Source organism: Roseovarius litorisediminis (genome assembly GCF_900172295.1).
Classification (GTDB): Bacteria; Pseudomonadota; Alphaproteobacteria; order Rhodobacterales; family Rhodobacteraceae; genus Roseovarius; species Roseovarius litorisediminis.
Genome location: NZ_FWFL01000002.1, coordinates 412,349 through 425,331 on the forward strand (window position 1 = coordinate 412,349; position 12,983 = coordinate 425,331).

General features: G+C 57.5%; 12 protein-coding genes. 4 read left to right on the forward strand and 8 right to left on the reverse strand.

Annotated features, from left to right (window positions below):
- The first annotated feature begins 124 nt into the window (after positions 1–124).
- The gene (locus PEL8287_RS05345; protein WP_085891311.1) at positions 125–1,069 is read left to right on the forward strand and encodes an ornithine cyclodeaminase family protein; all 945 of its coding nucleotides are present in this window, start codon (positions 125–127) and stop codon (positions 1,067–1,069) included.
- 95 nt (positions 1,070–1,164) lie between these two features.
- On the opposite strand, the gene bhcD is transcribed toward PEL8287_RS05345, so the two are convergent.
- From bhcD to bhcA, 4 genes are all read right to left on the reverse strand, one after another.
- On the reverse strand, positions 1,165–2,133 hold the full coding sequence (bhcD, locus tag PEL8287_RS05350; protein ID WP_085891312.1) for an iminosuccinate reductase BhcD: 969 nt from the start codon (positions 2,131–2,133) through the stop codon (positions 1,165–1,167).
- A gap of 69 nt (positions 2,134–2,202) precedes the next feature.
- Positions 2,203–3,366 (reverse strand): 3-hydroxy-D-aspartate aldolase BhcC, encoded by a 1,164-nt coding sequence (gene bhcC / locus PEL8287_RS05355; protein WP_085891313.1) that lies wholly within the window; start codon positions 3,364–3,366, stop codon positions 2,203–2,205.
- A gap of 19 nt (positions 3,367–3,385) precedes the next feature.
- Positions 3,386–4,339 carry a beta-hydroxyaspartate dehydratase BhcB gene (bhcB, locus tag PEL8287_RS05360; RefSeq protein WP_085891314.1) on the reverse strand — a complete coding sequence of 318 codons (954 nt, stop codon included), beginning with the start codon at positions 4,337–4,339 and terminating at the stop codon, positions 3,386–3,388.
- A 17-nt stretch (positions 4,340–4,356) separates the two neighbouring features.
- Positions 4,357–5,532, reverse strand: coding sequence for an L-aspartate--glyoxylate aminotransferase BhcA (gene bhcA, locus PEL8287_RS05365; RefSeq protein ID WP_085891315.1), 1,176 nt, complete (start codon positions 5,530–5,532; stop codon positions 4,357–4,359).
- A 195-nt stretch (positions 5,533–5,727) separates the two neighbouring features.
- Here bhcA and bhcR point away from each other — a divergent pair, with 195 nt between their 5' ends.
- Positions 5,728–6,552, forward strand: a complete 825-nt coding sequence (bhcR, locus tag PEL8287_RS05370) for an HTH-type transcriptional regulator BhcR (RefSeq protein ID WP_085891316.1) — start codon at positions 5,728–5,730, stop codon at positions 6,550–6,552.
- A 42-nt stretch (positions 6,553–6,594) separates the two neighbouring features.
- Here the strand turns inward: bhcR and PEL8287_RS05375 are convergent, their stop codons facing one another.
- A complete protein-coding gene (locus tag PEL8287_RS05375; RefSeq protein ID WP_085891317.1) occupies positions 6,595–7,428 on the reverse strand; it encodes a bifunctional allantoicase/(S)-ureidoglycine aminohydrolase in 834 nt (277 codons plus the stop codon).
- A gap of 423 nt (positions 7,429–7,851) precedes the next feature.
- Here PEL8287_RS05375 and PEL8287_RS05380 point away from each other — a divergent pair, with 423 nt between their 5' ends.
- Both PEL8287_RS05380 and PEL8287_RS05385 read left to right on the forward strand, forming a co-directional pair.
- A complete protein-coding gene (locus PEL8287_RS05380; protein WP_306372175.1) occupies positions 7,852–8,826 on the forward strand; it encodes an NAD(P)H-dependent flavin oxidoreductase in 975 nt (324 codons plus the stop codon).
- The gene (locus tag PEL8287_RS05385) at positions 8,823–10,103 is read left to right on the forward strand and encodes an acetylornithine deacetylase/succinyl-diaminopimelate desuccinylase family protein (RefSeq protein ID WP_085891319.1); all 1,281 of its coding nucleotides are present in this window, start codon (positions 8,823–8,825) and stop codon (positions 10,101–10,103) included. The genes PEL8287_RS05380 and PEL8287_RS05385 overlap by 4 nt, the downstream gene beginning before the upstream one ends.
- Before the next feature lie 9 nt (positions 10,104–10,112).
- On the opposite strand, the gene PEL8287_RS05390 is transcribed toward PEL8287_RS05385, so the two are convergent.
- From PEL8287_RS05390 to panB, 3 genes are all read right to left on the reverse strand, one after another.
- Complete coding sequence (locus PEL8287_RS05390) at positions 10,113–11,165, reverse strand: glycosyltransferase family 2 protein (RefSeq protein WP_085891503.1); 1,053 nt, start codon at positions 11,163–11,165, stop codon at positions 10,113–10,115.
- A gap of 117 nt (positions 11,166–11,282) precedes the next feature.
- Positions 11,283–12,131: a pantoate--beta-alanine ligase gene (gene panC, locus PEL8287_RS05395; RefSeq protein ID WP_085891320.1), complete on the reverse strand. Its 849-nt coding sequence runs from the start codon at positions 12,129–12,131 to the stop codon at positions 11,283–11,285.
- On the reverse strand, positions 12,128–12,955 hold the full coding sequence (panB, locus tag PEL8287_RS05400; protein ID WP_085891321.1) for a 3-methyl-2-oxobutanoate hydroxymethyltransferase: 828 nt from the start codon (positions 12,953–12,955) through the stop codon (positions 12,128–12,130). Before panB ends, panC begins: the two co-directional genes overlap by 4 nt.
- Positions 12,956–12,983 lie beyond the last annotated feature (28 nt).

A 12,983-nucleotide genomic window follows, 5' to 3' on the forward strand; every position in this document is an offset into this window, starting at 1 on the left:
CCGGGGCATTCGGAAATTCGGCTCAGGTCTTTTGTCGAAAAAGGTGTCGCCAGAGATTGTGTTTCTCAGGTATTGTGACCGGAAGCGAACTGCGTGATGATGCGCCGAACCGAAAGCCCGGACCATGACACCAAAAAAAGATCTGGCCTATTTGACAGATGAAGACCTTGGGGCACTTGGCATAAAAACTTCGGAAATTGCCAACGCTATCGAAGCCGCGCTGGTCGCCAAGGCGGAAGGACGGCTTCATACTTCACCAAAGACAGCAATCTTGCCCGGGGACGGGCGGTACGCGATGTCCACGCTTGCTGTCGGTGACGACGGATACATTGTTGTTAAACAGGTCACCGTCTGCCCTGAAAATCCGGCCAGAAACCTTCCGACAATCAACGGCGCAATCATGGTGCTGGACGCGGAAACCGGTCTGCTGATTGCTGTTCTGGATGCAAACTGGATTACAGCGGTCAGAACTGCGGGGCTGTCGCTGGTGGCCGCACGTCGCCTTGCCGAACCAGACGCCGAGACGGTTGCTTTCGTGGGGACCGGCGTTCAGGCGCATTCGCATTTAAAAGCATTTTCGGAACAGTTTCCGCTGAAACGGATTCGCACATTCGGACGTGGCAAGGCGAATATCGATAGGCTTTGCCAATACGCCCGCAGCCTGGGCCTTGAAGCTGAGAAGTGTTCCAGCGCCGAGGAGGCCCTGCGCGAAGCTGATCTGGTGGTGACATCCATTACACTGGATTATTCCATTGAACCCTTCCTGGACGCCCGATGGCTCGGGCCGACGTCCTTTGCCGCTATCACAGACGCCTGCATTCCCTGGAAGCCGGATAGCATGTCAGCCTTCGGAACCGTGATTGTCGACGACCGGAAACAGGAGGCTGAAAGTAGCAAGCCGATGCTGCCATATGATCAGATATCGGGTGACCTGACGGAATTGATCTCGGGGGAAACTGACATGGACAGATATGCAAAGCCGGCAGCATTTGCATTCAGAGGAATTGCATTGGGCGACTACGCCGCTGCCGTTCTTGCAGTTCGTCGTGCTTTGGATATTGGGGATTAACGCCAACGGCCTGGCCATCTGGCCGGCCTTCCGCGTCAGGCAGGTTGCCGCCCCATATCAGGTGCGGGACGGCTGGAAATACCGACAGTGAAGATTCAGAAATCAACCTCGATCGCTATACCTTTCTCAATGGCCAGATCAACCACTGCCAAAGCCACGGCCAGATCCTGCAAACCGACGCCGGTGCCATCGAACAGTGTTATCTCATCATCCGAAGTGCGGCCTGGATGATCACCATTGATCACAGCACCGATTTCGTTGATGTCGCCCTGGGACAGTGAGTCATCTGCAATCGCATGCTGACATTCACCGATGGTGATGGATTGTGCCAATTCATCGGTAAAGACGGTTGCACGGGCCACCAGGGCCGCATCGACTTCTTGCTTGCCTTTGGTGTCGGTACCCATGCACGCGATATGCGTGCCGCCTTTTACCTGCGCATCCATCAGGATCGGGTCAAAGGATGAGGTGATAGTGATGATCACATCTGCCTCGGCCCCTAGTTGATCAAGTTCGACAGCCTCAAACGGCAGGTCAAATTCCCTTGCGACTTCGTCCAACCGGCTCAGGGCTTCAGGATGGAGGTTCCACCCGATGACCTTTTCAAAATTGCGTTGCTCAAGCGCTGCACGCAACTGAAACGTGGCCTGATGGCCTGCGCCGATCATACCCATCACCTTCGCACCTTTAGGCGCCAGATGTTTGATTGACACAGATGAGGCCGCAGCGGTGCGCAGGGCTGTCAGCAGGTTGCCGCCAACCATCGCCTTGACGCGGCCCGTATCTGGATCGAACAGAAAAATGGTGGACTGGTGGTTGATCAGGTTATTTTTTTCCAGGTTGTTTGGCCAATAACCGCCCGCCTTGAGCCCAAGCGCCATTCCTGTCTTGTCAAAACCACCCTTGAAGCCAAAAAGCGCATCTTCGTGGCCGATTGCTTCTCGGATTACCGGAAAATTATAGGCCGAGCGCGCCGACATTGACGCAAATACCTTTTCTACCGCATCAAAACTTTGCGCCCTCGTTACCAGCCCGGCGATTTCTTTTTCGGGAACAATATACATGTCAGCCTCTCAATAGAGAAAAAGGGGCGGGAGCAATCATATGGCCCCCGCCAGGTCAGGGAGAGTTCTTTAGTAGGCCTTACCGCGTGCCGATACCGGCCAGACCGTTTCAACTTTGCCGTTCCGCACGCCGACATACCAGTCATGTACATTGCATGTCGGGTCGCAGTGGCCAGGCACGAGGCGCAGCTTGTCGTTGACCTTCAGCGCGCCATTCGGGTCGGCGACGACACCGTGCTCGTCCGAGCATTTCAGGTATTCGACATCGTTGCGGCCATAGACAAACGGCAGGCCGCTGTCGACGGATTGCGCCTTCAGGCCCGCATCCACAATCGCCTTGTCGGCTTTGGAATGGCTCATCACAGTTGTCAGGATGAACAGCGCGTTCTCCCATTCACCCTCGTCGATACGTTTGCCGTTTTCGTCAAGGATGCGGCCATAATCAGCGTCCATAAAAGCGTAGGAGCCGCACTGCAATTCGTTGTAAACGTTCGACGCGCTTTCAAAGTAGTAAGATCCGGTACCGCCGCCGCCGACGATATCACATTCCAGGTTGTTACTTTTCAGACCGGTAACCGCATCCGCCACTTGTGCGATGGCCGCATCAAGTTTTTCTTTGCGATCCGCATAAAGGTCCATGTGCTGCATGGCACCCTGATAAGCCTGGATACCGGCAAATTTCAGGTTTGGTGCCGCGTCTATCAACTTGGCAATGTTCACCACGTCCTGCGTGGTGTTCACCCCGCAACGGCCCGCGCCACAGTCAATCTCGACCAGAGCTTCCAGTTCGGTGCCGGCCGCAACTGCCGCATCGGACAACGCTTTGACGTTTTCAGGATCGTCGACGCAAACCAGAACGCGGCAGCCCAGTTTTGGCATGGCGGCCAGACGTTTGATCTTGGCAGGTTCGGTCACCTGATTGGACACCATCACGTCCTTGATGCCACCGCGGGCAAAAACCTGGGCTTCGGAAACTTTCTGACAGCACACGCCAACGGCGGCGCCCATATCCTGCTGCAGCTTCAGTACATCAACGGATTTGTGCATTTTGCCGTGGGCGCGGTGACGCATGCCATGTTCCTTGGCATAGTCGCCCATCTTCCTGATGTTGCGCTCCAGCGCGTCCAGGTCCAGCACCAGACAGGGGGTCTGTATATCCGCCTCGTCCATACCGGGGACGGCAGGTACGTCATAGCCCACTTCAAGTTTTGAGAAATCTACAAGTGCGTTCATTTTACTTACCTTTCCGATATCAACTGTTCAGCCAGGGCAATTTGCCGAGATCGACATTGCCTCCGGTAACGATCACGCCAACGCGTTTACCCGCGAAGACTTGTTTGTTTTTAAGAATGGTTGCCAGCGGCACGGCCGATGACGGTTCCATCACCACACGAAGGTGCTTCCAGGTGATCTTCATCGCGTCGATGATCTCTTCCTCGGATGCGGTATAGATTTCGTGGACGTTGTTTGAAACGAAATGCCAGGTCAGATCCTTGAGCGGCACCAAGAGGCCATCGGCGATGGTCTTGGGTGCATCATCGGCGATGATGTGACCGGCCTTGAAGCTGCGATAGGCATCGTCAGCCTGCTCGGGCTCGGCCGCGATCACCTTGGTTTCAGGTGCCAGATTTGACAGGGTCAGGCAGGTGCCCGAGATCATGCCGCCGCCACCGATGGGGGCCACAACAAAATCCAGACCGTCAGTTTGCTCGATCAGCTCTTTTGAACAAGTTCCCTGGCCCGCGATTACGCGCGGATCATTATAGGGATGCACGAAATCACCGCCTGTCTCGGCCTGCACCTTGGCAAAGGTCGCCTCGCGTGAGGTGGTGGACGGTTCACATTCAGTGATCTTGCCACCATAACGGCGCACGGTGTCTTTCTTGGCCTGCGGTGCTGTGTGTGGCATGACCACGTTGCAGGGAATACCGCGCAGCATGGCCGCGTAAGACAGGCACGAGGCATGGTTGCCAGACGAATGCGTTGCAACGCCCTGTTTGGCTTGCTCGTCGTCAAGGCCAAACACCGCATTGCTGGCGCCGCGCACCTTGAAGGCCCCCGGCTCCTGAAAGTTTTCGCATTTGAAAAACAGTTGTGCGCCGCTCAGCTCATTCAGATAGTCCGAGGTCCGCACCGGCGTGCGCCGGATATGCGGTTTGATCCGCTCGTGCGCGACCAGCATGTCTTCAAGTGTCGGGATATACATCTTGCCAATCTCCGTGATCAGGCGGCGTTGGTCGTGTTGCGGTAGTATTCCTGAGCCGCAGCAACACCCGAACCCAGTTTTATATCGAGACCCAGATCAACCATGACCATTTCCGCCGTGGCCACGCCACTCAGCGCGAGGACATCTGTCAGCATTCCCAGATGGCCGATACGAAACACCTTGCCTGCAACTTCACCCAGACCCACGCCGAAAGCGACGCCATATTTGTCGGCGGCATGGGTGACGACATCAGTGGCGTTAAAGCCTTCTGGTGTCTGAATCGCGCTGACCGTATCGGATTCGACCTCCTTAGTGGCGGCCTTCAGCTTCAGACCCCAGGCATCGATCCCCCGGCGGATACCTTCGGCAAGGCGGAAATGACGCGCAAACACGTTCTCCAGACCTTCATCCAGCAGCATCTCGCAAGCCAGCTTCAACCCGTTCATCAGGCCAACTGCAGGCGTATAGGGATAACCGTTGGCGGCATAGCCTTTGCTCATGTCGCGAACATCAAAGAAGGTGCGAGGCAGCGTTGCCGTTTCGACGGCCGCCATTGCCTTGGGGGAAAACCCGACGATGCCCAGTCCGGCAGGCAACATAAAGCCCTTTTGACTACCGGTCACGGCGACATCCACGCCCCATTCGTCCATGCGAAAATCCATTGACCCGATCGAACTAACACCGTCAACAAACAGCATCGCGGGGTGGCCGGCTGCGTCCATCGCGCGGCGAACTGCAGCAATATCGCTGCGCACTCCTGTGGCTGTCTCATTATGCGTGGCCAGTACGGCCTTGATTTCGTGATTGGTGTCGGCGGTCAGCGCTTCTTCATAGCGATCCGCTGGCAGGCCTTCCCCCCAAGTGGTTTCGACAATCTGGACTTCCAGACCATGACGCTGACACATGTCGATCCAGCGATGGCTGAACATGCCGTTGCGGGCAGCCAGCACCTTGTCACCGGCGCTTAATGTGTTGGTCAGGGCGGTTTCCCAGCCACCGGTGCCAGTTGAGGGATAGATGAAAATCTCGGCGGTTTCGGATTTGAGAATCTTCTTCACTCCCGCTCGTGCGGGATGCAAAATTTCACCAAACAGGTCCGAACGATGGTCGATTGTCGGCATACAAATTGCCTTGCGAATCTCTTCGGGCATATTGGTTGGACCGGGAATGAAAACCGGATTCTGAAAGCTCATACATCTGCCCTCCTGTGGCGATTCTGGCCAACCTATCCGTATGATCGAGAATATGATATTTTTCTGATTTCAATTCCAGATTCCGGAAAATTTTATTATTTTCGTTTAATTTCAGTAATTTGAATTTTTCATTAGTCAAAATGTATTTTCACTATTATCCAGAAGGTTCTAATTTATTTAACCTGTGAGGTCGAAATGCCAGACAAACCGCGACGCAAGGGGCGCCCGAAAAATTTTTATGGCAAACCCGCAGCGACAACGATCCAATCACTTGATCGGGCATTTGATGTGCTGGATGCTCTTGCTGCAAACATGGGCATGACACTGACGGAAATTGCCAAGGACCTTCAGCAATCTCCGGCAACAATGCACCGGGTGCTTTCCACCCTAGAGGCCCGAAACATCGTTGAAATAGATCTGCAGACACAGACATGGCATATTGGGTCGATGGCCTTTCGTCTTGGGTCTGCTTTCCTGCGCCGCAGCGGCGTAATCGAGCGCAGCCATCCGGTTATGCGCGAGTTGATGGAACAGACCGGCGAAACCTCGAACCTTGGTATCGACATGAATGGCAGGGTCATGTTTATCAGCCAGATAGAAACCCACGAAACAATCCGCGCGTTTTTCCCACCTGGAACGATTTCGCCGATGCATGCCTCTGGCATTGGCAAGGCACTTCTCAGCCAATATTCCGATCAAAGGATTGCTGAATTTCTGCGCAGTCATGCGCTTGAATGCTTTACCGACAAAACCATTTCGGCCGCCGCGGATCTGCAAGAAGATCTGCTGAAGTCCAGACAACGCGGCTGGGCTTATGACGACGAGGAAAAGACAACGGGTATGCGTTGCGTCGCCGCCCCCATTCTGAATCTTTTCGGTGAAGCTGTGGCTGGTATATCCGTTTCGGGCCCCACCCTTCGCATGTCAGAAGACAAGATTGATCGGATAGGGACAATGGTTCGGGACGCCGCCGAACGGGTTTCCCGCAGCATGGGGGCACCGGACATCGGGGCCGGTTGACCTCTCTGCCACGGGGACCGCACGCGCGACAAAGCCGGGGGTTTATCCTGCCGGAACAGATAGCGGCATGTGCCGATTCACATCCTTGTATAGCAGATAGCGAAACGGCCCCGGGCCACCTGCATAACAGGCTTGCGGACAGAACGCGCGTAACCACATGTAATCGCCGGCCTCAACCTCAACCCAGTTCTGATTGAGGTGGTATACCGCCTTGCCTTCCAACACATAAAGCCCGTGTTCCATCACGTGGGTTTCGGCAAACGGAATAACCGCACCGGGCATCAGCGTCACGATTGTGACATGCATGTCGTGGCGCAGGTCGCTAGGCTCGACAAAGCGCGTTGTCGCCCACGCCCCGTCGGTGTCAGGCATCACTGTCGGCGCAATGTCGTTTTCGTTGGTGACAAATGCAACAGGTCGATCCAGACCGTCGACCGCTTGATACGCCTTGCGAATCCAGTGGAACCGCACCGCTTGGGTGCCATTGTTGCGCAACGTCCAATTCGCATCGGGTGGCAAATACGCATAGCCACCGGGCGCCATATCATGGGGTGTACCGTCAATCGTCACCGTCATGCCGCCTTCGACCACGAACAACACCGCCTCAACCCCGGTATCGGTTTCGGGGCGGTCGCTGCCGCCGCCTGGCTGAACCTCGGCAATGTATTGCGAAAACGTTTCGGCAAAGCCCGACAGCGGGCGCGCGATCACCCAGAAACGGGCACCTTCCCAAAAGGGCAGGAAACTGGTGACGATATCACTGTTCGTACCTTTGGGGATTATGGCGTAAGCTTCGGTAAATACAGCGCGATCGGTCAGAAGCTGCGTTTGAGGTGGCAAGCCACCCTTGGGTGCGTAGTAGGTCCGTTTCGACATTATGCTGCCTTTTGAAAATTTGTACTTACCCTATCAAATCACGATCAACAATCTCAGCAACCCGTTTCGTAGACGAATGAGATTGAAGCTATTTCTTGAGATAGTTGATAATACCCTCAGGCTCGGCGTCGGAGATCTAATTTTTGACAAGGCTGGTCACATTTACGGCCGGTCCGGGCGAAATTTTCCCACTCCGCACCGCCTTGGCGGAGGGTATACTGGCAATTTTTCGCGACTGCGCATGTTGCTGCGGCGTCACCGTGTCCCAAGGCGTGGATCAATGGCGTGCCATCACATACGCTTGTCTTCTCTACAGGAGGTCTGCATCGGGATTGCCGGTTAGAACGGGTTTCAATGATCTGCACGCTCACTCTACTTGCAACTATACGGGTCCCGGGCACATAGTTCGGGCAGCAGCAGGAGGTGGCGATGAAAACCAGACTGACAGACGCGTTCGACCTTGAGCACCCTATCATCTCGGCGCCTATGGCCTTTGCCGCAGGGGGCAAGTTAGCAGCGGCGGTGACGCAAGCGGGGGGATTGGGCCTGATTGGGGGGGGCTACGGCGACACGGATTGGATGGAGCGCCAGTTTGGCCGCGCCGGAAATGCAAGGGTCGGCTGCGGGTTCATCACCTGGAAGCTGGCCGAGCAACCCCAGTTGCTGGATCTGGCGCTGGGCCATGCCCCGGCGGCGATGTTCCTGTCGTTTGGCAATCCTGCGCCTTTTGCATCCCGAATTGCCAATGCGGGCGTACCGCTGATCTGTCAGGTGCAGACATTACGTGATGCGCAGAACGCGGCAAGCTGCGGGGCACAGGTGATTGTCGCACAGGGCAGCGAGGCGGGCGGGCACGGCGAGAAGCGCGGCACGATCACGCTGGTGCCCGAGGTAGCTGACTGGCTGGCGGTAAATGCGCCGGATGTTCTGCTGGTGGCTGCGGGCGGCATTGCCGACGGGCGCGGTCTGGCGGCGGCGCTGATGTTGGGGGCCGATGGCGTGCTGGTGGGTTCACGTCTCTGGGCCTCGGCCGAGGCGGATGTGTCACAGGCGATGACCGATGCGGCGATAGCCGCGACCGGCGACCAGACCATCCGCTCGACCGTGATGGACAAGGCGCGCAATCTGAACTGGCCTGATCGCTATACCGCGCGCGTGTTACGGAATGCCTTTACCGACCGCTGGCATGACGATTTGCCCGGCCTGCTGGCCAATGCACAGAAACAGGCAGACGCCTGGCGCAAGGCATGGATGGCGGGAGACCCGGAGGGGTCAAATACCTTTGTCGGCGAGGCAGCAGGCCTGATCCATGACCGTCCGCCTGCGGCCCGGATCATAGAGGATATGGTCGCACAAGCCGAGGTGCTGCTGACACAGGCGAAGGGGTGGACGGGATGAACCTGCAGGAAAGGTTGAAGGCCGAAGTCGAGGCGCGGCGCGACGATCTGGTGGCGCTGACACAGGACCTGATCCGCATGCCTACGTTGAACCCACCGGGGCTGAACTATCGCGAGATTTGTGATTATCTGGACCGGCGGCTGTTGCATGCCGGGTTTCAAACCGAACTGATCCGTGCCGAAGGGGCGATTGGCGACAGCGACAAATATCCACGCTGGAATCTTGTGGCGCGGCGCGAGGGTGTGCTTGCTGGTGAGTGCGTGCATTTCAACAGCCATATCGATGTGGTCGATGTCGGCCACGGCTGGACGATGCCGCCATTTGGCGGCGATGTGAAAGACGGCAAGGTCTATGGGCGCGGTGCTTGTGACATGAAGGGTGGGTTGGCGGCCAGTATCATCGCTGCCGAGGCGTTTATCGACATCTGCCCCGGCTATGCCGGGGCGATTGAAATCTCGGCTACGGCGGATGAGGAATCGGGTGGGTTTGGCGGTGTCGCCTATCTGGCCAAGAAGGGGTATTTCAGCCCGGACCGTGTGGATCACGTGATCATCCCCGAACCGCTGAACAAAGATCGTATCTGTCTGGGCCATCGCGGGGTCTGGTGGGCCGAGATCGAGACCAAGGGCGAGATCGCCCACGGGTCGATGCCGTTCCTGGGGGATTGTGCGGTGCGCCATATGGGGGCGGTCATGCGCGAGATGGAGGACAAGCTGTTTCCGGCGCTGGCGGCACGACGGACCGATATGCCGGTGGTGCCCGAGGGGGCGCGGCAGTCGACGCTGAACATCAATTCGATTCATGGTGGCGAGGCAGAGCAGGAACTGGATTACACCGGGTTGCCATCGCCATGTGTACCCGACCGGTGTCGCATGGTGATCGACCGGCGGTTCCTGATCGAGGAGGATATCGGCGAGGTCGAGGCCGAAATCCGGGATATGCTGGAACGGGTGCGCATGGACCGCGAAAGCTTTGATTATGACATGCGCGAATTGCACCGGGTGCTGCCCTCGATGACCGAGCGCGATGCGCCGGTCGTGGTCTCGGTGGGGCAAGCCATTCAGAAAGTGTTCGGGCGTGAGGCCGAGTACGTGGTCAGCCCCGGCACCTATGACCAGAAGCATATCGACCGGATCGGGCGGCTGAAGAACTGCATTGCCTATGGGCCGGGCATTCTGGATCTGGCGCATAAGCCAGATGAATATGTCGGTATTGATGACATGGTTCAGTCGGCCCAGGTGATGGCGTTGACGCTGTACGATTTGCTGGGGAAATGATCGCCGCCCTCACGCGTCCCGCCCACCCTCCCTGACGCGTTCGGGCGGCGATTTGGGCAGAAAGCCGGACAGGCAGGCGCCCTGGGCCAGGCTGAGTTCCCCCTGAGTGGAAATCACCCGGTGAAATCTGTCCCATTCGGGGATTTCCCTGAGCTTTGCAATGCGGTGGCGATGCCAGCGGCAGGCACGGGTGTGCCAGCGGGCCAGTCTGGGATCTGTCAGCAGGTCGTCATAGATTGCACGGGCGGCGGGCAGGTGGGCCAGGATGCTTTCATCATGTTCGATATTGAAATTCAGCCGGGCCCAGTATTCGGGGCCCTGATCATGCTTGATATGGTTGGTGCGTCCGCGGTCGCGTTTGACCAGAAAGCTGTCGGCGGACCGCAGCGCATAATGGTGCAGGCGAGCAAAGCTGTGATCAAAGTTGGCATGGGCGGCCCAACCGCGTTGATGATAGGCCTCGGGCATGGGCTGCCCCCCGGCGTCAACCCATCGCGGCATCGGCACGGATTTGTCCAGACGGGGGCGATGGATGGCGATGCGTGAAAAGGTGCCGTCGTTGCGAAACAGGGTTTTTAAGCCACGGGACTGAAGCGAGGGATAGCTATGTTCAGGGCAGGCCCACTGGAACTGCCGGGTGACAAAACTATCGTCGAAACCGGTAATGCCGCCATTGCCGAACAGTTTCCAGCAGATGGAAATGGCGGCGGCATCACCGGTTGCCTGCAGCAGATCGGGCAGGCGGCCCTGACCGGTGCGGATGTTCAGAAATTCATCAACATCGGCGCAGAACAGCCAGTTGGCCTGCCGCACCAGCGTATGTTTGCGGGCCTTGCGCAGGGCCTTGCGTTGCGGGCTTTCGCCGGGACCAACGGGGTTGGGGATATGGGTAACGTAGCCCAATCGTTGCAGACGCTGGGCCAGCATATCGGTGCCGTCGGCGCAATCGTTGGTAAAGATCAAAAAATCGGTAAAACCGATCGACAGATTATAGGCGACCCATTCCAGCACGAAGGGGCCTTCGTTTTTCATTGTCGTGATGATAACGAACCGCTCTGACATCGCCTTGCCCCAAACACATTCGCCCATCTGACTAGGTTTTGGTGTCGGGGAAAAGGGGACGGAAGGCAATTTTAACGCAGCCTGCTGCTTTTACAGCAGGTATAAAAGCGCCGGGCCTTATCCCCCAATGGCGATGTTGTCGATCAGGCGGACCCCCGCCAGCCAGGCTGCTGCGAACAGGCGGGCGGGCCGATTTGGGGTTTCCAGCAAGGACAGGTCGTCATTGGCACGCATTTCCAGATATTCCACCTTGGTGAAGCCCGCATTCTCTAGTCTTTTGAGCGCGGCAGCCTGTAGCTGATGAAAGGGCTGACCTTCGGCGACACCTTCGGCGATGGCCTCCATTTCCTCGTACAGGATTGGGGCGGCAACGCGGGCGCGGTCCGACAGCAGCAGATTCCGCGATGACATCGCCAGCCCGTCAATCTCGCGGATTGTCGGGCAACCGTGAACCGTGATCGGGATATCAAGATCACGGGCCATGCGACGCACGACCTGCAACTGCTGAAAATCCTTTTCGCCGAAAAACGCGTCTGAGGCCGAGCTTTGCAGGAAAAGCTTGGCGACAACCGTTGCCACGCCATCGAAATGGCCAGGACGATAGACACCGTCCATCACATCGGTCAGCCCGGAAACCGACACCGTGGTGGCAAAACGTTCGGGATAGATCTGTTCGGGATCGGGCACGTATACCACATCTACCTCGAACCGGGCCAGTTTGCGGGCATCCTCGGATTCGGTGCGCGGATAGTTTTCCAGATCCTTGGGATTGTTGAACTGCTTGGGGTTCACAAAGATCGTGACGATCACCCGGTCGCAGACCTTTTTCGCCGCCGCAACCAGCGACAGATGGCCGTCATGCAGCGCGCCCATGGTGGGCACTACGCCAATAGTTTCGCCGGCCGCCTGCCATTCGGCGGTGGCGGCGCGCAGATCTGCCAGCTTGCGCAGAATGGGCGGCGTCATTTACCGGGGGCCTTTTCGGCGAAAGTATGTTCGGGCGCGGGAAAGTGGCGCGCGCGCACCTCGTCGGCATAGGCCTTGATTGCGGCCTCGCCATCCCGACCCAGATTACCAAAGCGTTTGACGAATTTCGGCTTGAAGGTCGTGAATAGACCCAGCATGTCATCCACCACCAGAATTTGCCCGTCGCACCCTGCCGAAGCGCCAATGCCGATCGTCGGTATTGCAATCTCGGCGGTGATGCGGTCGGCCAGCCTGGCGGGTACTTTTTCAAGTACGACTGAAAAGGCGCCTGCATCGGTGACCGCCTGTGCATCGGCCATAAGCATGTCAGCCTGATCGTCGCGGCCCTGCACCTTGTAGCCGCCCAGCGTGTTGATCGACTGGGGTGTCAGGCCAATGTGCGCCATGACTGGTATGCCGCGTGCCACCAGAAAGGCGATGGTGTCTGCCATGTGCTGCCCGCCTTCCAGTTTGACGGCGCCCGCCCCGGTTTCGGCCATCAGGATGGCGGCATTGCGAAACGCCTGTGCGGGGGTTTCCTCGTAGCTGCCAAATGGCATGTCCACCACCATCATGGCCTTGCTCAGACCACGGGCCACCGCGCGGCCGTGCATCACCATCATCTCCATGGTCACGCCAAGTGTTGATGGTAGCCCGTGCAGCACCATACCGACACTGTCGCCGACCAGCACAAAATCGCAATGATCGTCCATCATTTGCGCCATTGGCGTGGTGTAGGCGGTCAGGCTGACAATGGGCGTGCCGCCTTTCATTGCCCGGATATCGTCGGGCATCGGGGCTGTTTTTCGGGCAGTGGCGCTCATTTTCTGGTCCGGTTTATGCTGCATTGCA